The following is a 20620-nucleotide window of genomic DNA, read 5'->3' on the forward strand; positions in this document are numbered from 1 at the left end:
TTATATAGTACTATGATACTAAATGACTGCATTTTACATACCCCCTCACTTCAAAAGTTATCTTTAATGCGAGTTTTCTGCAATATATTGATTATTATTACTTTGTTATCGGTTTTTGGTTTTGCAATAGCTGATAAGCAAGAGATGAACAAACAATTTAGCTTTATATCAGCGGATTATATTGAATATAACCAAAAAGAACAGTTTATTTATGCTAAAGGTGATGTTCAAGTTATATTGGATAATTACTTCCTAACAGCTAATTCTTTGATTTATGATATAGGGCAAGATAAACTTTGGGCTGAAGGTGATATTAGAATTAAAGATCAGCAAAATAGAGTTATTCTAGGAGATCTTGTCATATTAAAAGACAAACTAAAGGCAGGGATAATCTCAGATTTTATTTTATATTTTGGTGATAATACACTATTAGTATCAAAACTAGCAGAAAGAGTAAATGAAGATGTTTTTCGTCTGCATAATAGTACCTTTACTCCATGCAAAATACTATGTAACCAAAAACCTATTTGGCAAGTTTCTGCAAAAAATACTGAGATATATCTTAATAAGAATAAAATGGTTTATAATCACCTATTTTTTGAGGTATATGGTGTACCAATCTTGTATATACCATATTTTTCTCATCCAACACCTAAGGCTTCCGCAGAATCGGGAATATTGATACCTAGAGTGCGGGATAATGCTTTGGGAATACCGCTATATTATAGAGCTAAACCTAATCTAGACTTTACTCTAACCCCTAGGATTTTTTGGCAAAAGCATAATATTATATATAAAATTCTTGAACTAGAAGCTCGTTACAAACCGAATAAAACTGATTATATATCTTTAGACGCTAATTATGGTAAAGTGCCATATTCCATAAAGGATGGTGATGTAACGATAAAAAACCGTAAGGTGAACTCATATTATCTATTAAGCAATGGTAATTTTATCAAAAACGATTATAGATATGGATTTAGGTTACAACGTACTTCTGATAAAGCTTATTTAAAAAATTACTATAACAATTATACTCCGTATTTGATGTCTAAGTTATATTTAGAGCATGTCAATAATTATAATTACTTATTGACGGAAGGAATATATTTTGAGGGATTGGGAACAAATGATTCTAGTAGTACGAATCCATTAATTTTCCCCAAGGTTAGAACTAAGAATGTTATACCTCTAAATGACGAAGAAACTAGTAACTTAGTTGTAGAGAATAATGCATTAATTTATAAAGAAAGAAGCGGAAAGGAACTAGGTCGAGTTGCATTACAACTGGCAGTGGATAATAATTTTTTAACTGATGCAGGTCATTTATTTAATGTTACCTTACGGAATAGATCAGATGTATATTTTATTAATCACCTATATCTAAATGATTCTAGGACTAATCATGTTCTAACTAGAAATATACCTGAAATCCAAAATATTTGGAGTTATCCATTAGCTGGAACAATTTTTGATAAAACTAGCCTGTTTGTAGAACCAATTATATCCGTGACTATTGGACGTAGACATAATTATAATAAGAAACTTTCCTTTATTGATCCATCAAAATATGAACTATCAGAAAATAATATATTCAATTCGAATCGTTATAGTGGTATAGATTATCATGAATTTGGCAATAGATTAAGTTATGGGGTTAATTCTTCTATACTATCGGAGGAGAATTATACAAGTTTATTTCTAGGACAAACCTATAACAGTACTATTAATACTAACTCTATTAATAGTATCGAAAATGTTGGTAGAATTGCTAGTAGTTTTTCTGATAAGATAGAGCTATTCTATAGATTTAGAAAAAGTAGAAATTTTGATCCAATTAGAGATGAATTAGGTGGAAGTCTTAACTCTAAGAAAATTCAGTTAACTGCTGGATTGGTTCAGATTTCAAATTTACAGAAATATTATTTTACAGATAAATTAACTGATGAGAAAATAAAGCAATTCTACTATAATCTCACTTATCAATTAACAGAAAATTGGTCAGTTGTCTATGATATGAGAGTAAATTGGCCAAAAAGCAAACTAAATGTTCTTTCTAAGAGTATCCAAGTGACATACTTAAATGATTGTGTTAGAATAGCCGGAAAACTTTCAGACAACTACATGGAAGATGGTAGTAGGGGAATAAAAAAGAATTCTGCTGTACCTACTATTTCTATAGGTTTAAAAATATTAAATATGTGAGTCTAAAATTATGAAGAAGTTATTTTGTTTAGTTGCTATCGTTTTTAACCTAGCTATAGCGAAAGCAGAATTATCCAATATAGTTGCATTAGTTAATAATGAGCCAATTACGTTACATGAATTTTTAGCTAGAAAACACATGATCATGGCACTTAACAATATTAACAATCCTGATTCTCAAACAGATAAGCAACTTGACAAGATGGCAATTAACAGCGTGATTGATGATTTATTGCTTTATCAGTCTGTAAATGGTAAAAAAAGTTCTGATAGTGAGTTAAATGAGTCTATAGAGACTATTGAGCAACGTAATAAAATGGCAAAAGGACAATTAATGCAACTTTTGAAGAGTAAATCTGTAGATATTAATAGTTTTAAATCTCAGATTGGTGCTGAAATTATCAAAATGAATATTTTATCTAGTATTTCTAGATCAGTTGCTATTAGTGCAAAAGAAGTTGATGCTATAATATTAGCGACTAATTCAAAAGATGCAGAAGTATCGGCTCAAATCTTTACTTCAAAAGATAAACAGGATAAAACTTTGCAAAAGATGTATGGGTTACAAAAACGCCTTACAAATTGTCACGATATCAAAGAATCTTTATATAAAGATTTTTCTACGTTAGAGATAGTCAATCAAAATTTAAGTACTCTAGATTCTACGCTACAAACAATTCTCAAGGATTTAAATACAGGAGAGAAAAGTAGTGTTTTTGAGATGCAAGATGGGTTTAAGTTAATATTAATGTGTAATAAAAAGATAGTTAATATTACTCTAGATGAAAATAATTATGTAGTAAATCTTCTGACCAATAAAAAAATGTCACAAAAAGCCCAAAAATACTTTGAGGATATGCGTAAGAAAGCCTATATCAAAATAATGCTACCTTTGTGATATACTCGAATAATCCGAGTACACTACCTTCAATCGCCAAGCATGCTAGCCAACATGGTATTGTTCCTATTAAGAAATATGGTCAGAATTTCATTTTTGATAGTAGTCTATGTGATAAAATAGTTCGCGTAAGTGGCCTCCGAGAAAATGACTCTGTATTAGAAGTTGGTCCTGGTACAGCCGGACTCACTAGAGCTATCCTTTCTTACAACCCTAAATCTTTAACTGTGGTTGAAACTGACGCTAGATGCATACCGTTACTGACGGAAATAAGAGAGTTATACCCTAATCTACATATTATTCATTCAGATGCTTCTAAATTTGATCTATCAACCTTAAGTCACGACAAAACACATGATAAAATAACTATTATTTCAAATCTACCTTACCGAATAGGTACAGAGTTAGTCATAAAATGGTTAAAAAAATCATACTTAATAAGTAGTATGACTTTAATGCTGCAAAGAGAGGTTGTAGAGCGAATATGTGGTAAAGTTGGGACAAAATCTTATGGCAGATTATCAATAATATGTCAGTTACTTTGTTCAGTTGAAAAATGCTTTGATGTTAATCCGCAAGCTTTCTACCCTGCACCAAAAGTCCACTCTGCAATAGTTAGACTTGAGCCTTTTGATAATCCATTAACACCTGAACTAATTGGGAAAGTTGAACTAATTACCAAACTAGCCTTTAGTGAACGTCGTAAAATGATTAAATCATCTTTGAAGAAACTAACCCCGCACATAGAAGATTTGTTGTCTCAATTAAAGATTGATAATTCTTCTCGATCTGAAAATTTATCATCGCAAGATTATTTGTCTTTAGCAAAATTATGCTCGAATGAATCACTACATCGCTATTAATATCACTGCCAGTAAATATTTATTGTTAATTGTCAATTTTTTACTTTGGTATATTTGGTAATGTAATGATACAATTCTATTTACGGTAAAAGCAACCTACTTAATCATATAATCTCAGGTATATTTTTATGAGAATAACCAAAATCTTCCTAATATATTGTTTCGTAGCTATAGTAAATCTACCTTATGCATTATGTGCAGATACAAATAAAACAATTTATATAACATCAGATGATGGTCCTCTTGGAGGAACCGAAAATGTTATTAATGTCATGACCCAAAAAAAGACTCCCATTACCATGTTCATGGTAGGATTACATTATGATAATTCGAGTCCTAGTCTAAAGAAAGCTGTTGATCTAGCTAAAAAAAACCCTTTTATTGAAATAGGAAATCACAGCTATACTCACGCTAATAACCACTATAGGAATTTTTATCATCAGCTTCCGGATGTAATTAAGGATCTTAAAAAAAATAATACTGTTTTTGGTTTCACTGGTTCACATGTCAATACTAGACTACCAGGTAGAGATGTATTCCGTCTTCCTAACCTAAGTAAAGATGATCCATATATTTCAAAAGAAGAAGATAAAGTAGAAAGAATAGATGATGATGGAATATATAAAAATGGCTTCTATCTATATGGCTGGGATTTAGAATGGGCTCATAATCAGCATGGCAAGCCAATTCAATCCTTAGATGAATTAGTGCAAGAGATAGAAGATAAATTTAACAGAAATGATACTGCCTTACCTAATAAATTAATTTTACTTATGCATGATGAGATGTTTCAAGACCAATTTAATGGCAAAGAAAATTTAAGTCAGTTAGTTGATCTTTTGCATAAAAAAAATTATAAGTTTGATTTTATTAAAAATTATCATGTAGAGTGATTTTTATCTATAAATGCTTTAAAGAATTGGATTTGAAAATAAATGGTGAGCATGCGAATCCATGATATTTCCAAAAAACAATTTGTAGGAGCAGAAGAGTATACACTAATGCTATATCGAACTTAGGTTAAGTAAGTCTATTCGCTTTACACTCCGTGACGTTCTATTATTTGGCTTTTTATCTCTGCAATAGCTTTAGCTGGATTTAAACCTTTCGGACAAGTCTTTGTACAGTTCATAATCGTATGACAACGATATAATTTAAATGGATCTTCTAAAGCATCTAAACGTTCTCCAGTATACTCATCCCTAGAATCAGCAATCCACCGATATGCTTGTAGTAAAATCGCAGGTCCTAAATATTTATCACCATTCCACCAATAACTTGGGCAAGAGGTAGAACAACACGCACATAATATGCATTCATATAAACCATCCAGCTTTTCTCTATCCTTAAGAGACTGCAATCTTTCAGTATTGGAAGGTGGCGGACTGTCAGTTTTTAGCCAAGGTTCTATCGATTCATATTGAGCATAGAAATGCGACATATCAGGTACTAAATCTTTTACTACCTTCATGTGCGGTAGAGGATATATCTTGACATCACCACGAATTTCTTCAATAGCCTTAATGCAAGCAAGTGTGTTAGTTCCATCTATATTCATCGCACAGCTACCACAAATTCCTTCACGACAAGAACGCCTAAAAGTCAATGTAGAATCTATTTCATTTTTTATTTTAATTAAGGCATCTAGAACCATTGGACCTGTTTTGCATAGATCTAACTCATAAATATCAATTCTAGGATTTTCTTCAGAATTTGGATCATATCTATAAATTCTGATATTACGTAACTTAACCGCTTCTCCAGAATGTTTATATATAGTACCTTTACGGACTTTAGAATTAGGTGGTAATCTAAGTTCTGCCATGTTTATTCCTCATCTAAAATTCTAACTATATTTCAGAGCAATTTAAAAGTTGTAATCAATGGTGAAAAGATGTCATCCCCGCGTAGACGGCACAACTGTTGAAAGTTAAAAATCGTCTATTAGCGAAGTGCCGTTAGGCACTGTGGCAATCTTCATGATAGTCAAGACCTCCTTGCCACGTCGCCGCTTGCAGCGACTCCTCGCAATGACGGTTTAAGACTTACAACAGTGCTTCGCTAATAGACGATTTTTAACTTTCAACAGTTGTGGGGGGACATCAAGCACACTTCTTTACCGTAGCCACGACTTTTAAATTACCCAGCTGTTCTTTTCTGATTTAGTTTCTTAACTTTTACAGTACCACCATAGTCATTTTTTATTGGAAATAAATTTTCCTCTTCTGAATTCATTGATCTATCACTCAGCAAGTTTTTAATTTGCTGACCAGACAATGTCTCATGTTCAATCAATAATTTAGCTAACAAATGAAGTTGATCAATATGTGTAGTTAATATATTTTTGGCAAAATCATAACCTTTTTCAATAATTTTTCTTACTTCTGTATCAATTAATTCTGCTGTATGTACAGAAGTATGACCTGCTCCCCTACCACTAGTATATAGATCTTCATTACTCGAACCATGATATACTGGTCCTATTGCATCACTTAACCCCCAGTCCGTTACCATAGCTCTAGCCATTTGGGTTGCCATTTTAATATCTGAAGAAGCCCCAGAAGTAACTTTATCTCTGCCAAAAATAAGCTCCTCAGCTACCCTGCCAGCCATTGCCACCGCTATGTCAGCTTCCATTTTATCACGTGGCATAGAAAAACGATCATTTTCAGGAAGTCGCATAACCATTCCAAGTGACCTACCTCTTGGAATAATAGTTGCTTTGTGAATTGGATCAGAAGCAGGACAATACAACCCAACCAATGCATGCCCTCCCTCATGATAAGCAGTTAGTTTTTTCTGCTCATCTGACATAACCATAGAACGTCTTTCTACACCCATTAACACTTTATCTTTTGCCTCTTCTAAATCTGTCATACTTACTTCTTTTTTACCCTTGCGAGCAGCAATTAATGCAGATTCATTGACAAGATTAGCAAGATCTGCTCCTGAAGATCCAGGAGTTCCTCTAGCTATGATTCTAGCGACTATATTTGAGGCACATTTTATTTTCTTCAAATGTACTTGTAAAATTTGTTCTCTACCATCAATATCTGGATTAGGAACAGTAATTTGGCGATCAAATCTCCCAGGTCTTAGCAACGCTGGATCCAATACATCCGGTCTGTTAGTTGCAGCAATAATAACTACCCCTTCATTATCCTCAAACCCATCCATTTCGACCAGCATTTGATTTAGTGTTTGTTCACGTTCATCGTTGCCACCACCCATACCAATACCTCTGTGGCGACCTACTGCATCTATTTCGTCAATAAAAATTATACAAGGAGCATTGCGTTTACCTTGTTCGAACATATCACGGACACGGCTAGCACCAACACCAACGAACATTTCAACAAAATCAGAGCCAGATATACTAAAGAATGGGACATTTGCCTCGCCGGCTATAGCTTTTGCTAGGAGAGTTTTACCTGTTCCAGGTGATCCTATAAGTAAACATCCCTTTGGAATTTTACCACCAAGTTTTTGGAATTTGCTTGGGTCTCTAAGGAAATCAACAATTTCAGTTAATTCTTCTTTAGCTTCGTTAATTCCAGCAACATCTTTAAAAGTAATTTTTGGGCCTTTGTCTGAAACTAGCTTAGCTTTAGATTTACCAAAACCCATGGCTTTTCCTCCACCTTGCATTTGACGCATGAAAAACACCCACCCACCTATCAAAAGAATCATTGGAAACCACGAAACAAATATGTTAAACAACAAGTTCATTTTTGTATCAGGTGGCACTATTTCAATATGAACCGAATTGCTATTTAGGCGATTTATTAGATCTGGATAGTCAGCAGCATAAGTCGAAAAAGAAGATCCATCGCTTAGAGTTCCCTCAATCATTCTACCCTGAATTTTAACAGCACTAATTGATTTTTCATCAATTTTGGTTAAAAAATCTGAAAAAGCGATATTACTTCTTCCTCCAATAAAACCATCATTTTGAAATGCATGAAAAACAAGTATCATTAAAACAAAAACCGACACCCAAATTAGAACATTCTTACTTTGATTATTCATCTACTACTCACCTAACAGAAATGTGTAAAACGCGATATAAAATTGGGAGAGAAAGAAACACTAAGCCTTCTTCTCAAACCTTGGTCATTATAATACGATATATGGGGTATGGCTATAACTTTTTCAAGTATCTTGAATACTGGTAGGGTGAATAAAATAGCTATATGATTGTTAAAACTTGCGTCTTTCAGTATTTTAAAATCTAAATCTTGCCTTATTTTACTATAATCCTTGATCGTTAGGTTACTGATCAAATAGCCTGAATTATTAGACTTCTTGTATAATTCTACTGCTGCTGGTAATTTGGACGTCGGTGCGGCACTCGAATCCTCACATGCATTTGAGTATGATGTGGTTCTGCGTTCCGGATATCCTGCAAATTCCTGAGCTAGAGCGAATTCTACAAGAGGTCTATTGATATAGAAATGAAATCTACCATCCCATACATCTACATTATTAAGTCTAATATCTATAGGTAAATTCCTACCAAATTCTCGGTAAATTATTAGATTATTACTAATTTTTTTAATCACGCAACCATGGAGTGTCTTAATAAAGTCTATTTTTTGTTGTAATAGTTCTGTTATCATGCTTATTGAGCCTGATCTACTGGCACGGTTCTTACCGCTAATAATGATAAGTACAAAACTGATTACCTGTAGTGTTATTGCACTAGAAAATTCTGCAAATTTTAATAAATTTACAGTAGCAAAACCAAAATCATAAATTTTTACTGATTCTGCGATGCAAGCAATCAATTCCGGTTGCCATTTCTCTTCTACTACTTGGTTAATTCTAGATTGTTGAGAAGTTATTTGATTCTTTATATATTCTCCTTCTAGGGATAGCTTTTTTCTAATGATATTTCGTTGATATTTGTCAGATTTATTAGATTCATCTTCAAACCATTTTACATTATTGGTAACTAAATATGCAATTAACTGTTGTTTTGGAATGTTAAACAATGGTCTCACTATTTTAACATTATTATACCAATTAATATTGCTGCTACTAAGTCCAAATATACTACTTTTTTTTTCTGATCTTAGACAATAATTCTCTATATAATCATCCAAGTGATGTGCTGTTAAAATTGTCAATATATCTAATTTGCTACATAAATCAGTCATTAATTTATAACGACCTTCTCTAGCCCTTGCTTGTAAATTAGAAAAATTATTTTGGTGATCGAAATGAAGCTGGTGATATCTATGTCCCAATTTATGGCTTAAGTCTCGTACATACTCATGCTCCAACTTAGCCTGCTCTCGTAAATGATGATTAACTAACATCACTACTAGCTTAATACTATTAGTGCTAGTCCATTTATGTGCTAACATTAAAAGGGCTATGGAATCAGAACCACCTGAAATAGCCAATGCGATAGACCTCAGGTGAGGTCTATCAACTAGCTTTTCAATATTCCGCTGAAATTGTTCATAAAGCATTATTTAGGCAAATCTTTTTTGTCAGATTTTTTCTCAATAGAGCTAGTATCCTCTTGGTTTTTAGCTGAATTTTTGCTTAAGGATAGTATTCTTTTTTTATAGTCTCGTTCTTTGGCAAGATAGTTTTGAGCTTCTTGTGAGATTTTTTTATATAATTCACGTTTTTGACCATTAATTTTAGCCACTTCTATTCTATATTTTGTTATTTCTTCTCTTAGTTCTGCTGAAATTCCCGCAGCATAAGACTTGAAATCACTCTCAATTTTTTGTAATTCATCACTAGTGCCACTACTACTAATAATATTAGTTTTATTGGCATTTGATTTTGCAGCTGTTGTACTTGCTAAGCTATTTGAACTTAGTAATAGTAATCCTATTATAGTAGTAATTAATCTATTTTTTTTTATCATCATATGCTCCTAAAATGTTTTTATATATTTTTTGCTAAACGTGAAATCTAGCAAAATTTAATATACACTATAATAATCCTATTTAGTCAATCATAAAGATACTGAAATAATCTTTTTAATACCAAATAATATAGTAATTTTTAATATGCTATTATATTTAGAATATTGGCTATTAAATATAATAATTTTATTTGATATTAATTGACACTTTATCTAAAGTAGTTGAACGCAACAAATTTGTTAATGTACAAGGAGGAAAAAATATGGGACGTAACAAACATAATCAGGGAGACTGGGCTAATCATTACCGGGAACATAATTTTTTAAAACAAGATAAACCTCTTTCTAAAGAAGTAGAGCCTCTTAAGTTATATACAGCTAAAGATATGCTGTTATTGACAACTCTTTCTATGATTCGCTCTAAAGATAATATAGATAATTCTAACTCGATAGATAATATAGATAATCTGTCAGCACATTATATTGCAAAACGTGCAATAAGTGAGGGTGATACATTAGAGGGTGCTACTACCTCTGATGGCATTACTACTCCTAAAAATGATACTACTAAAAAACCAATTTCTCATAATCAGGATGTTAGTGATACAATGTCAACAGGAGAAATTTTATACACAGCTGGTGGTTTAGTTGGTCTTGCTATTATAAGTTCTGTTGGGATTGCTGTATACAGAACATGTAAAAGTTTTGGCAGTAAGAACAAAAACGTTGATCTCCCAATAGTTTTTCCAATAGAAGTATGTGAAAGTTCTGATAGTAAGAACAAAAATATTGATTGCTCAGTAGATACTAACTTGTCAATAATAACAATACCACTAGAAGAGATTCCAAATATATCTTTAGCAGGTAATACAACAACGCAGGTAGAACAGTAATAAAAATAAAGACCTCTTGCATAATTCTACTTCTGCTGGTAATTTGTGCGTCGGTACGGTAGTCGAATCCTCACGTACGTTTGGGAGTACGTTGCGGTTCTGCGTTCCGGTCCTCCTACAAATTCCCTAGCAGAAGCGAATTCTGCAAGAGATCTAATATTAGTATCAATTCTTCGCTGCTTTCAAAAATTATTTTTTGAAAGTAGCATGGATGAGCCGTAGTCACGTATAGCTAACTCTAGAAGGTTTTAGGCAAAAACGATCATTCCTAGCTAAAAGCGGGAATCCAAAAAATAACCTGCAAAGGCTATTAGATATTATGGATTCCCGCTTTTAGTATAAGAATGATATCAAGAGCAGTTAAACTTATGTTTATATCAACTATTGATTATAATTTTTAATTACCCTGCTCAAATTCATGCTTATTCTTCTTGACACTAAAGACAATAAGCTTTAATATGTAGCCCTAGCCAATAAATAAGTAGGTTAGGCCTTATATGGCAGTCATTTCTAGAATTTTTTCGTATCTCTCTATAACTCGCAACACATCCCCCACCTCAAAACTAACAAATAGATTGTTAGAATACGTGTTTCCTATCGAAAGGCGTGAATTATCTAAGTTTCTAAGTGTAACATTGTTGATGTTTTGTATTTTATTTATACAAAATATTATCAGAGCCTTAAAAGATAGTCTTATTAATACTATGATTGGTACTGAAACTGTATCATTTCTTAAATTTTGGGGGGTTCTACCTTCGGCATTCCTGCTGTCAATAATCTATGTGAAACTAGTAAATAACATAAAAGGAGAGTATATATTTTACCTTATATTGTCAGTTTTTCTACTATTTTTTGCCTTATTTGCCTTTTATATTTTTCCTAATCATCTAGCATTACATTTGAGTAATGAGCATGCCGGCATTTTAATAAAGTCTTATCCCAATTTGAAATGGTTTATATTACTTTTATCTAATTGGAGTTTCTCCCTGTTTTATATTATAGCAGAATTATGGCCGAGCGTGATATTTGCGTTACTTTTTTGGCAATTTGTTAATAATATAACCTCGGTGGAACAATCGAAAAGATTCTATCCTTTATTTGGACTTTTTGCTCAAACAGGACTTTATATATCAGGGAAGTTTCTAGAAAATTTAGCTTATTTAAATCAATCTTTAATTAAAAGGTTTGACCTACAACATACAGAGACTGAACTTTCAGTACAAATTATATTAGGCTGTGTATTGGTATTAGGTGTAGTAGCATTAGCAACTTTTTGGGTGCTGAACCATAAAATATTAGATAAAATTCAGGTAGAAAAACTACAATTTTCTGTCAAGAGACAATCTATGACTATTATAGAAAGTTTTAAAATGGTTATTTCTTCAAGATATATTAGATTAATTGCTACACTACTTGTTTGTTATGGTATAGCTATAAATTTAGTCGAAGGGCCTTGGAAAGCGTCAGCTTCAAAGGTTTATAAAACACCGACGGAATTTGCTGCTTTTGTTGGCAGTTATCTAAGTATTACTGGCATATTTACCATTTTATTTGTTATTCTCGGCTCTAATATTGTAAGAAGGTTGGGCTGGTTTACAGCAGCAAGTATAACGCCAATAATGGTCTTTATAACTGGCATGCTATTTTTCTCAGTATCTAACTTTGATGGGTTTTCTGCCATAATCGTGGTTAGCTTTATGCTAACCGATCCTTCTTTGATTGCTATTACCATGGGGCTAGTCAACAATGTTCTAAGTAAGTCAAGTAAATATACTTTATTTGATTCTACAAAAGAAATGTCATATGTTCCTCTAGATGCCGAGCTTAAGACAAAAGGTAAAGCAGCTGCCGACGTAATTGGGACTAAGCTTGGAAAGTCAGCCAGTGCTCTTCTCCAGTCTTTAATATTTATTATTTTGCCTTGTGCAACTTATCAATCTATTTCTATATACTTAATGACAGTATTTGGTATAATTTGTATTATATGGATGTGGGTGATTAGAGAATTGAATAAAGAATACACTAGCATAACATCATACGCGAATTTGGGATAAGAATTGATAAATTCTTATCCCAAATTCGGTGAAATTATCGAAACAATCAGATTTGAAACGGCTCTACATCTGATTTTAAAATCATGTTTTTAGCTTCAGAAAGGTTTAAAATGCATTCGCAAAACCTTTTTAAGAATGCATTTTTCCTTCTATTAAAGCCAATTCGGAATAAGAATTAACTAATTCTTACCCCGAATAGAGGTATTATGAATCTTAAACATTATTCCTTAAATCTAAGATAACAACTAATAGCTACAATTTAGCATATTAATTTTTAACTCCTGCTCTAAAATAACAACTAGATCATCAGAGGATTTTGATTTCCATTTACCAGCAACATAATAAAAATGGTAAGGACCACTAATCGGTGAAGATAACCAAATTTCTTTAGCAGCTGAGTGTTTGTTAATAACAAATACTCCTTGGTTAGTAGTTAGGGTTAGAATATCACCTTGAAAATCAATATCGATAAGACAATTCTTATCTTCTGCCTCAATCGTATCGGCAATTAAAGATATTGTTTTTTCAGCCAATTTGGCAAATTCAGTATTGTCCATACTTAATGCTCCTTTAAACTTTTGCGATACATCTCAACGTACTTATTGTGATCGTTAAGGTTATTAGAAAAATTATGCCCTCCCATAATGTTAACGACAAAATATAATGAATCAATTTTAGCAGGATTTACTACAGCTTCTAAAGATTTTACTCCAGGACAAGAAATAGCCCCAGGTGGTAAATTAAAAACATAATATGTATTATAGGGTGATTGGATAGCTAAGTCTTTTTTAGTTAATCGCCTTGCTAGTTTATCTTTCCCAAGTGTTATAGCATAAATCGTCGTTGGATCTGCTTGCAATTTCATATGTTTGGTAAGGCGATTTAGAAATACAGCAGCAATCAAAGGTTTTTCTGCGTCTAGGCTAGCTTCCTTCTCCACAATGGACGCTAAAATTAAGACGTCAAGACGGGTTTTTAATGGGGAATTGGGTGATAATCTTTCCATGACTTTGTCAAGATGCAGGGACATTAATTTTCGCATTTTATCAATGATCTGCTCTTTTTGATCACCATATGAAAAAAAATAAGTAGATGGCATTAAAAATCCTTCAGGAATTGTTCCTAGAATCTCACCAATTAAGCGTTCTTCATTATTAATCTTTTGTATTATTTCATATACAAGCATACCCTCAGGTATAATCATTTTATGAATAATCGATTTGCCACTGGACAATATTTTTAAAGTTTGCATTGGAGAAATATTTTGAGTAAAAGTATATTCCCCACTTTTTATAGGATGTTTTAATGAATATATTTTTGTAAGAAATGCAAATAAATAAGGATATTTTATGATTTTGTTATCATTTAATATCGTAGTAATTTGATCAATCGACAACTTAGGCTTAATTATTAGAGTTTTACTTTCTGCAAGTAAACCAGGTGCAAATAAGTAAAATATACAAAAATTGATTCCGCTGATCAGCAAAATCAATGTAATAGTTACAAAAACAAATTTTATTTTTAGTATTTTCTTAAACAAGCTATACCTAATTAGAATTAGATGATTTCAGAAGATTATAACATAACTTCAACCATCGATGTAATAAATTAATAATAGGCGGAACAGTAATATAGGTAGTGATAACATTTAAATAATATGTTATCATGCAGATAATTAACATTCATAAAAATTATTAATATGCAAATACAGAAATGCTATCGCGTTATTTTTCAAACCTGTGATCAATCTAATCCTCTAATTTAGTTAAGGAGTATAATCAAATGCCAAGATATGATTTGTATAGAAGTGTACATAAGTTCATTCGTAAGGAGCTGTACCAGTTCGGAGAAGAGCTAGGTAAAACAGATTTTCGAAAAATAGCAGCTGTAACTGATATTAAAGATTCTTTTGATAATATTGTATTTGATCTAAAAATGCATGCACAAAAAGAAGAAAAATATTTTACCCCACTATTTAATAAAAAAGGATCAACCGTGCATAAGCATGTTGAACAAGAGCATTTCAACCAGCAAGATGAGCTGATGGAGTTTCAAGGGATTTTTGAAAATGCGATAAAAATAGTGGATGATGATGAACGGGTTATACAGGGCTGCCATATCTGCTCCTTATATGATAAGTTTTTGTCTAACAATCTTCTACATTTTTATCAAGAAGAAACCATATTAATGCCTGAATTATGGCATCTTTATTCTGATACAGAGCTGCAGCAGGTTACCGTAGATAGTTATAGAGGTCTGCCTAAACATGTTTTATTAGATAGCTCGAGCTTCTTCCCGGTTTTGAATTTTCTTGAAAAGCGTACTTATTTACAAGATCTTAAAGAAGCTTGCTCACCTGAAATGTTTCTTGAAATTTGGAAGCGTACATTAGTCTCAGAAGGCTGTTTCACTAATGATGAAAAATCTGCTTTCGCCATGGAGTTTGATTTGCCTTTAAAAGACAGTACAGAACTTGTGAAACCGTAATATATTTAGTGATTTCAACATATTTACGCTGCATTTAATACAGCAGTTTACCGCTTACGCGAATTTGGGATAAGAATTTGTCAATTCTTATCCCGAATTGGGGTCACTTGTTATACCATTCTCCCTTACTATGTAAAACAGTCCTGATCTACAACAACGGATTAAGACCATCTCTAGAGCAACGCATATGTTGGTGACCTTTGCACAACGATTAATTAAACTTTCTACCGTAGACTCAGCTAAATTACTAGTAAATACAATAGACCTTATATCAGATTCTTGGTGTCCTTCATAATTCACAATTCTACCTCAATGATTTAAAGCATGAGGTATTTTCTTGGAATTAATAGATACATTAAATGCCATAGAGAGCCATTTTCCAAGTTCTTCCTGTTGATCTAAAATCTCAGGTAATACTTTCCAATATGACATAGTTACTAGCTTATTTTTGCTATTATAGGTAAATGGCTGTGAGCCAAAAGATTTAAAATATTCAGCAGTGAAGCTATCTGCTTTAAAATATAGCTCACTTTCTGCAATAATCCCTATTATCACTCTATCTTTATACATGCCATAACCACCAAACATCGCACGAGTAGTTATTTGACCAAAAGGGGCTAATATATCTTTTATATATTCAATAAATTCATTATTTCTTACAATCTTGTACATACTTTGTACTTTTTATTTTTATAAGCTCATCATACTTTACTTTAAGCTCATCTAGAGAATAATTACCATCATAATAGCCTTGGATATTAATGATTCTTTCTAAATAAAAATTCAACTGCTCAGCATTACTCTCTAGAATATCATTATCAATTTTTAAGTCTTTCGTAATATAGCCCAATGCTTGATTTTTGATAGCTGAGCAGTATAATTTAAATTCTTGGATTTTTTTTATAATGATTGGAATATCTTCTGGCTTCATTACTATCAGTGCTACTAACATAACCACTAATATTTCTCCTAGAGACATATTTTATACTAATTTTTTATGACGATATTTAGGATTAATAATATTTTCACCTGTTAAATTAATAATATAATCATGATAATCTTGGTAATTTCCTTCAAACCACGTAGCATTTCCATCTTTATCAAAAGCAATAATATGTGTTGCTATTCTGTCTAAAAACCAACGATCATGGCTTATTACTAATACACATCCAGCAAAATCTAAAATAGCATCTTCTAAGGCTCGTAATGTGTCAACATCAAGATCATTAGATGGTTCATCAAGTAATATAACGTTAGCTCCCTCTTTTAGTAATTTGGCTATATGTACCCTGTTGCGTTCACCCCCAGAAAGTTGCCCTACTTTCTTCTGCTGGTCTCCCCCCCTAAAATTAAAAGCTGCACAATAAGCTCGACTTTTCATTGATCTAGAACCAAGTTGCAACTCTTCAAGACCTGAGGAAATCTCATCCCACACAGTCTTGTTATCATCTAAATCATCTCTTGATTGATCAACGTAACCAAGTTTAACAGTCTGTCCTAATTTAATAGAGCCGTGATTTGGATCAGTCTTGCCAGTGATAATGTTAAATAAAGTAGATTTACCTGCTCCATTTGGACCTATAATACCAACAATAGCTCCTGGAACAACCTTAAAGCTAAAGTCTGATAACAATACCTTATCACCGTATCTCTTCGCTATATGCTCTGCCTCTATAACTAAATCGCCTAGGCGTGGACCATTAGGTATAATAATTTGTGCAGTGCCGGATCTTTGTTCTTTTTGTTTGGTCAACAAATCCTGATAAGCGGTAATTCTAGCCTTACTTTTTGATTGCCTAGCTTTTGGTGATTGACGTATCCATTCAAGTTCTCTTTTTAATTGTTTACTTCTATCATCTTCTTCTTTATCTTCAAGCTCTAATTTTGCTTGCTTTTGCTCGAGCCAAGCAGTGTAATTAGAATGCCATGGAACACATCTACCACGATCCACCTCTAATATCCAATCCGTTACATTATCAAGAAAATATCGATCATGGGTAATAACTACTACCGTACCTTTATAATTTTTTAAATAATTTTCTAGCCAAGATACCGATTCAGCATCTAAATGGTTTGTTGGTTCATCGAGTAATAACATATCAGGCTTTTCTAGTAAAAGTTTACATAACCCAACTCGTCTTTTTTCCCCACCTGAGATTTTTGTAACATCGGCATCTTTATTTGGACACCTTAATGCAAACATAGCAATCTCTATTTCCCTCTCTAAACTCCAAGCATCACAACTATCTATTTTCTCCTGTAGATCAGCCTGTTTTGCTAGAAGTTCGTTCATTGCATCATCTGACATTTCCTCAGCAAATTTATAGCTTATTTCATTAAATTCATCAATTAAAGCTTTCTTATCACTTAAACTTTCCATAATATTATCAAAAACATTTTGAGTAGGATCAAGATGCGGTTCCTGAGCTAAATAGCCAACTCTAACCCCACTAGCTACAAACGCCTCACCGTCATATTCTTTGTCAATACCTGCCATAATTTTTAAAAGAGTAGATTTACCAGCACCATTTGGACCAATAATACCGATTTTTGCCCCTGGTAAGAAAGACAAATACGTTTCCTTTAAAATTTGTTTACCGTTGATGGTCTTACTTAGACCATTCATAACATAAACATATTGATACGACATAATCCTTAATCCTTTATTTTTGTAATTTATTTGTAGTTTTTAAATAGTTAATAGAACAGATTAATCTTAACTCTTTAAGGAAGCTATATACTCAATTAACCTGAAGAGTTGGCAAAATGATTAAAAGTTATAGTCTGAAATTGGTCAGTTATAAGAGTAATCAAATTACCTTTGTATTTATCAATATTAGCAAAAAATCTATCTATAGCTTCTGAGAATTGAGCAAAATTATGGTAAAATTTATTATTTGTTACAATTCTATGCATAAATTTCCATAATCGTTCAATCGGATTAAGATTAGGGCTATAGGAAGGTAAAAATACTAATTCTATTTTGCTATTTACTAGATACTCCTTTACTTTCTTTGACTTATGATACCCAGCATTATAACAAATCAAATATATCTTCTCTTTATTAGGATTTTCTGCTTCTAATTTTTGTAGAAAATTGATTATATAATCACCGTTTACTTTAGGATTATCTGTGCTAACTAATTGCAAATCAGATAAATTAATTGCTCCTATTAAATGCTTCCTTTTCCAGCCACTAAATGTTGGTAAAGTTTTATTTTGATTCTTTCTGATCCAACCATAACGGGCTTTTGTTTGATACTGAGGATGAACGCTATCCATAAAATATATAGCTTCTTTAGCCTTGAGAGTACCTTTTAACAAACTATATTCTAGCTTAAATAGTTCTTGCTTATCTATATCAAGCTTGCCGGGTACGATCTTTGGCTTCTTATATACAAAGCCTAATCTGATTAATAGTTTTGTTACTCCTGCTATTGTATAGGTAACACCGTATTTTTCTTCTATGTAATTGCTGATATCTTTGGCATAAACATAATTACATATTTCTAAATGCTCTATTAACTCTTTCTCTTCTAGCTCACTTAGCTTACTTGCACTAACACCGGTAGCTGTCTCTAATTTATTAAATTTTTGATAATCTCTTACATGCTTTCTTATAGCTTCTTCACTTAACAGCAATGCTTCTGCTATTTCTCCATAGCTCCAACCTTTATCATACAGCAAAACTGCCTTAATTCGGTCACATACTCTCCTATCTCGTTCATTACCATGACCTGACTTCAGTACCGTTCTTTGTTCAGATGTTAAAATATTTCCCATTATCATATTCTAGCTTCTTTCTTCTCTTCCTTCAACTCTTCATTTACGAGCAGTATATACATATACAACCTAAATATTTTGTTTATTTGCCCAAGTTGTAAATTCAGACATACTAAAAACACCTTTTAAGTTTCCATAAACTTGATCTTTTAACCATTGTAAAGCACCTTTTTTGTAACCATCTCCATCTATAATGATAATAACATTATAAACACTTTGTTTTCTAACATTTAATATTGTATAAGGGTATTTTTCATCTGCAGAACCGCCTGATTGTTGCCACTTAGATTCAATAACAAGACAATTAGAATGTTTTATAGGATGATATAGAATAAAATCGCATTGCCAAGCGGTATTATAGATAGTTTCTCCTAAACTAAATTGTCTAGTATAGATTGGTTGTGCTAATACTTGTGAAGCAATAAATCTAGTCTTGGGAACAAAACCGTAACCTTCCCTAACAAGACGATTATTTATAAATATCTCAAGTTCATTCCCTGTTTTATTTGCAATTGATCCACCTTGTATTTTATTCATAATTTCTAATCAAAACTTCTTCTGTATTTTTTCTTTCATTAGCTTTACAATTGATAGCACGTGGTGCTTCGATAATCTCTATATAAAAATCTTTATACAGATGCTTTATAAACTGAATATTAGAATTTGAAAGCAAAAAATATATACCTTTATCGTTTAATTCTTTACATTTTTGATAAAGTTTTATCTGATCTGTTTCTGTAAAATCAAGTTTTGTATATTTAGTAAACGATGTATTATTTATAGGATGATAAGGAGGATCAATATAAACAAAATCACCTGTATCTGGAGAAATCTTACTGAAATCTTGATATTTTATATCAACATTTTGTAATAATTTACTACAAGCTAGTATATTTGTCTCATCAACTATTGCTGGATTTTTGTATTTCCCCATAGGCACATTAAACTCACCTTTGTTATTAACTCTATACAAACCATTATAACAGGTTTTATTAAGATATATAAAACGTCCAGCAACTTCTATGTCATTATCATTAATAAATTGTTTCCGGATTTTATAGTAATATTCTTCACAATGATTGACTTTATGTTTTGCCAATAGCTTTATCAATTCTTGAGGTTTATTTTTAATCACGGCATATGTAATAACTAAATCTAGGTTTACGTCTGATATAGTCGCACCAAATGGGGCAAGAGCAAACAAAAGTGCTCCTCCTCCTATAAATGGTTCATAATAGCTTTTATAAGTTTGCGGTGTTCTTGAGGATAATTCTTTTATTAAACTTCTTTTTCCACCTACCCATTTTACAAATGGTTTTGCTTTATCGTCATTTTCAATTATTATGTCATCATTTTTTAGCACACTTTTTCCTATCCTTGATAAGGCTTCATTAAACGATATTCTTAAATTGTTTACTGATTCAATTTGCATAAGAATTTACCAAAATTTCATATGCCAAATATCTTTCGACATTACAAGAATGTTATTAAACATACCACCTATTTTCTGATTCCTCTTTCACCTGTTGTTACCTGAAATAAGCAGTATC

At 32.0% G+C, this 20620-nt stretch carries 20 protein-coding genes; 7 read left to right on the forward strand and 13 right to left on the reverse strand.

Going from position 1 to position 20620, the window contains the following annotated elements; translation table 11 throughout:
* Positions 1-66 precede the first annotated feature (66 nt).
* The 4 genes from AAGD26_RS05345 to AAGD26_RS05360 all read left to right on the forward strand — a co-directional run bounded on the left by AAGD26_RS05345 (position 67) and on the right by AAGD26_RS05360 (position 4859).
* Positions 67-2205 (forward strand): LPS-assembly protein LptD, encoded by a 2139-nt coding sequence (locus AAGD26_RS05345; protein WP_341752321.1) that lies wholly within the window; start codon positions 67-69, stop codon positions 2203-2205.
* A gap of 10 nt (positions 2206-2215) precedes the next feature.
* Positions 2216-3103 carry a SurA N-terminal domain-containing protein gene (locus AAGD26_RS05350; RefSeq protein ID WP_341748361.1) on the forward strand — a complete coding sequence of 296 codons (888 nt, stop codon included), beginning with the start codon at positions 2216-2218 and terminating at the stop codon, positions 3101-3103.
* Positions 3103-3966, forward strand: coding sequence for a 16S rRNA (adenine(1518)-N(6)/adenine(1519)-N(6))-dimethyltransferase RsmA (rsmA, locus tag AAGD26_RS05355; protein WP_341752322.1), 864 nt, complete (start codon positions 3103-3105; stop codon positions 3964-3966). The genes AAGD26_RS05350 and rsmA overlap by 1 nt, the downstream gene beginning before the upstream one ends.
* 128 nt (positions 3967-4094) lie before the next feature.
* Positions 4095-4859: a polysaccharide deacetylase family protein gene (locus AAGD26_RS05360; RefSeq protein WP_341751397.1), complete on the forward strand. Its 765-nt coding sequence runs from the start codon at positions 4095-4097 to the stop codon at positions 4857-4859.
* Positions 4860-5005: 146 nt separating this feature from the next.
* Here AAGD26_RS05360 and AAGD26_RS05365 read toward each other — a convergent pair whose 3' ends face one another.
* The 4 genes from AAGD26_RS05365 to AAGD26_RS05380 all read right to left on the reverse strand — a co-directional run bounded on the left by AAGD26_RS05365 (position 5006) and on the right by AAGD26_RS05380 (position 9853).
* Positions 5006-5791 (reverse strand): succinate dehydrogenase iron-sulfur subunit, encoded by a 786-nt coding sequence (locus AAGD26_RS05365; protein WP_341751398.1) that lies wholly within the window; start codon positions 5789-5791, stop codon positions 5006-5008.
* A 314-nt stretch (positions 5792-6105) separates the two neighbouring features.
* A complete protein-coding gene (gene ftsH, locus AAGD26_RS05370) occupies positions 6106-7995 on the reverse strand; it encodes an ATP-dependent zinc metalloprotease FtsH (RefSeq protein WP_341751399.1) in 1890 nt (629 codons plus the stop codon).
* An 11-nt stretch (positions 7996-8006) separates the two neighbouring features.
* Positions 8007-9443: a tRNA lysidine(34) synthetase TilS gene (gene tilS, locus AAGD26_RS05375; protein ID WP_341751400.1), complete on the reverse strand. Its 1437-nt coding sequence runs from the start codon at positions 9441-9443 to the stop codon at positions 8007-8009.
* Positions 9443-9853 carry a hypothetical protein gene (locus tag AAGD26_RS05380; RefSeq protein ID WP_341751401.1) on the reverse strand — a complete coding sequence of 137 codons (411 nt, stop codon included), beginning with the start codon at positions 9851-9853 and terminating at the stop codon, positions 9443-9445. Before AAGD26_RS05380 ends, tilS begins: the two co-directional genes overlap by 1 nt.
* 191 nt (positions 9854-10044) lie before the next feature.
* Here AAGD26_RS05380 and AAGD26_RS05385 point away from each other — a divergent pair, with 191 nt between their 5' ends.
* Entirely contained in the window at positions 10045-10746 is a 702-nt protein-coding gene (locus AAGD26_RS05385) for a hypothetical protein (RefSeq protein WP_341751402.1), read from the forward strand.
* Between the two features lie 533 nt (positions 10747-11279).
* Entirely contained in the window at positions 11280-12800 is a 1521-nt protein-coding gene (locus AAGD26_RS05390) for an Npt1/Npt2 family nucleotide transporter (protein ID WP_341752323.1), read from the forward strand.
* 245 nt (positions 12801-13045) lie between these two features.
* Here the strand turns inward: AAGD26_RS05390 and cyaY are convergent, their stop codons facing one another.
* A complete protein-coding gene (gene cyaY / locus AAGD26_RS05395; RefSeq protein WP_341751403.1) occupies positions 13046-13357 on the reverse strand; it encodes an iron donor protein CyaY in 312 nt (103 codons plus the stop codon).
* A 2-nt stretch (positions 13358-13359) separates the two neighbouring features.
* Entirely contained in the window at positions 13360-14328 is a 969-nt protein-coding gene (mltG, locus tag AAGD26_RS05400; RefSeq protein ID WP_375332346.1) for an endolytic transglycosylase MltG, read from the reverse strand.
* Between the two features lie 254 nt (positions 14329-14582).
* Between mltG and AAGD26_RS05405 the strand changes: the two genes are divergently transcribed.
* The gene (locus AAGD26_RS05405; RefSeq protein ID WP_341751405.1) at positions 14583-15287 is read left to right on the forward strand and encodes a hemerythrin domain-containing protein; all 705 of its coding nucleotides are present in this window, start codon (positions 14583-14585) and stop codon (positions 15285-15287) included.
* 87 nt (positions 15288-15374) lie between these two features.
* On the opposite strand, the gene AAGD26_RS05410 is transcribed toward AAGD26_RS05405, so the two are convergent.
* The 7 genes from AAGD26_RS05410 to AAGD26_RS05440 all read right to left on the reverse strand — a co-directional run bounded on the left by AAGD26_RS05410 (position 15375) and on the right by AAGD26_RS05440 (position 20502).
* Positions 15375-15587, reverse strand: coding sequence for a hypothetical protein (locus AAGD26_RS05410; RefSeq protein WP_341751406.1), 213 nt, complete (start codon positions 15585-15587; stop codon positions 15375-15377).
* Between the two features lie 9 nt (positions 15588-15596).
* Entirely contained in the window at positions 15597-15959 is a 363-nt protein-coding gene (locus AAGD26_RS05415; protein WP_341751407.1) for a TfoX/Sxy family protein, read from the reverse strand.
* A complete protein-coding gene (locus AAGD26_RS05420; protein ID WP_341751408.1) occupies positions 15937-16266 on the reverse strand; it encodes a DUF2672 domain-containing protein in 330 nt (109 codons plus the stop codon). The genes AAGD26_RS05415 and AAGD26_RS05420 overlap by 23 nt, the downstream gene beginning before the upstream one ends.
* A gap of 3 nt (positions 16267-16269) precedes the next feature.
* Positions 16270-17937 carry an energy-dependent translational throttle protein EttA gene (ettA, locus tag AAGD26_RS05425; RefSeq protein ID WP_341751409.1) on the reverse strand — a complete coding sequence of 556 codons (1668 nt, stop codon included), beginning with the start codon at positions 17935-17937 and terminating at the stop codon, positions 16270-16272.
* Positions 17938-18032: 95 nt separating this feature from the next.
* Positions 18033-19070 carry an IS630 family transposase gene (locus tag AAGD26_RS05430; RefSeq protein WP_341751303.1) on the reverse strand — a complete coding sequence of 346 codons (1038 nt, stop codon included), beginning with the start codon at positions 19068-19070 and terminating at the stop codon, positions 18033-18035.
* A 69-nt stretch (positions 19071-19139) separates the two neighbouring features.
* Positions 19140-19607 (reverse strand): PD-(D/E)XK nuclease superfamily protein, encoded by a 468-nt coding sequence (locus tag AAGD26_RS05435; RefSeq protein WP_341751410.1) that lies wholly within the window; start codon positions 19605-19607, stop codon positions 19140-19142.
* The gene (locus tag AAGD26_RS05440) at positions 19600-20502 is read right to left on the reverse strand and encodes a DNA adenine methylase (RefSeq protein WP_341751411.1); all 903 of its coding nucleotides are present in this window, start codon (positions 20500-20502) and stop codon (positions 19600-19602) included. The genes AAGD26_RS05435 and AAGD26_RS05440 overlap by 8 nt, the downstream gene beginning before the upstream one ends.
* Between the last annotated feature and the right edge of the window lie 118 nt (positions 20503-20620).

The sequence above is a fragment of the Candidatus Tisiphia endosymbiont of Piscicola geometra genome (genome assembly GCF_964026415.1).
Taxonomy (GTDB): domain Bacteria; phylum Pseudomonadota; class Alphaproteobacteria; order Rickettsiales; family Rickettsiaceae; genus Tisiphia.

What these genes read in the sequence shown, in the direction of transcription:
- AAGD26_RS05345 (WP_341752321.1), top strand. Translation starts at nt 67, where the DNA reads ATGCGAGTTTTCTGCAATATATTGATTATTATTACTTTGTTATCGGTT.
- AAGD26_RS05350 (WP_341748361.1), top strand. Translation starts at nt 2,216, where the DNA reads ATGAAGAAGTTATTTTGTTTAGTTGCTATCGTTTTTAACCTAGCTATA.
- AAGD26_RS05360 (WP_341751397.1), top strand. Translation starts at nt 4,095, where the DNA reads ATGAGAATAACCAAAATCTTCCTAATATATTGTTTCGTAGCTATAGTA.
- AAGD26_RS05365 (WP_341751398.1), bottom strand. Translation starts at nt 5,791, where the DNA reads ATGGCAGAACTTAGATTACCACCTAATTCTAAAGTCCGTAAAGGTACT.
- ftsH (WP_341751399.1), bottom strand. Translation starts at nt 7,995, where the DNA reads ATGAATAATCAAAGTAAGAATGTTCTAATTTGGGTGTCGGTTTTTGTT.
- tilS (WP_341751400.1), bottom strand. Translation starts at nt 9,443, where the DNA reads ATGCTTTATGAACAATTTCAGCGGAATATTGAAAAGCTAGTTGATAGA.
- AAGD26_RS05380 (WP_341751401.1), bottom strand. Translation starts at nt 9,853, where the DNA reads ATGATAAAAAAAAATAGATTAATTACTACTATAATAGGATTACTATTA.
- cyaY (WP_341751403.1), bottom strand. Translation starts at nt 13,357, where the DNA reads ATGGACAATACTGAATTTGCCAAATTGGCTGAAAAAACAATATCTTTA.
- AAGD26_RS05405 (WP_341751405.1), top strand. Translation starts at nt 14,583, where the DNA reads ATGCCAAGATATGATTTGTATAGAAGTGTACATAAGTTCATTCGTAAG.
- AAGD26_RS05415 (WP_341751407.1), bottom strand. Translation starts at nt 15,959, where the DNA reads ATGTACAAGATTGTAAGAAATAATGAATTTATTGAATATATAAAAGAT.
- AAGD26_RS05420 (WP_341751408.1), bottom strand. Translation starts at nt 16,266, where the DNA reads ATGTCTCTAGGAGAAATATTAGTGGTTATGTTAGTAGCACTGATAGTA.
- ettA (WP_341751409.1), bottom strand. Translation starts at nt 17,937, where the DNA reads ATGTCGTATCAATATGTTTATGTTATGAATGGTCTAAGTAAGACCATC.
- AAGD26_RS05430 (WP_341751303.1), bottom strand. Translation starts at nt 19,070, where the DNA reads ATGGGAAATATTTTAACATCTGAACAAAGAACGGTACTGAAGTCAGGT.
- AAGD26_RS05435 (WP_341751410.1), bottom strand. Translation starts at nt 19,607, where the DNA reads ATGAATAAAATACAAGGTGGATCAATTGCAAATAAAACAGGGAATGAA.
- AAGD26_RS05440 (WP_341751411.1), bottom strand. Translation starts at nt 20,502, where the DNA reads ATGCAAATTGAATCAGTAAACAATTTAAGAATATCGTTTAATGAAGCC.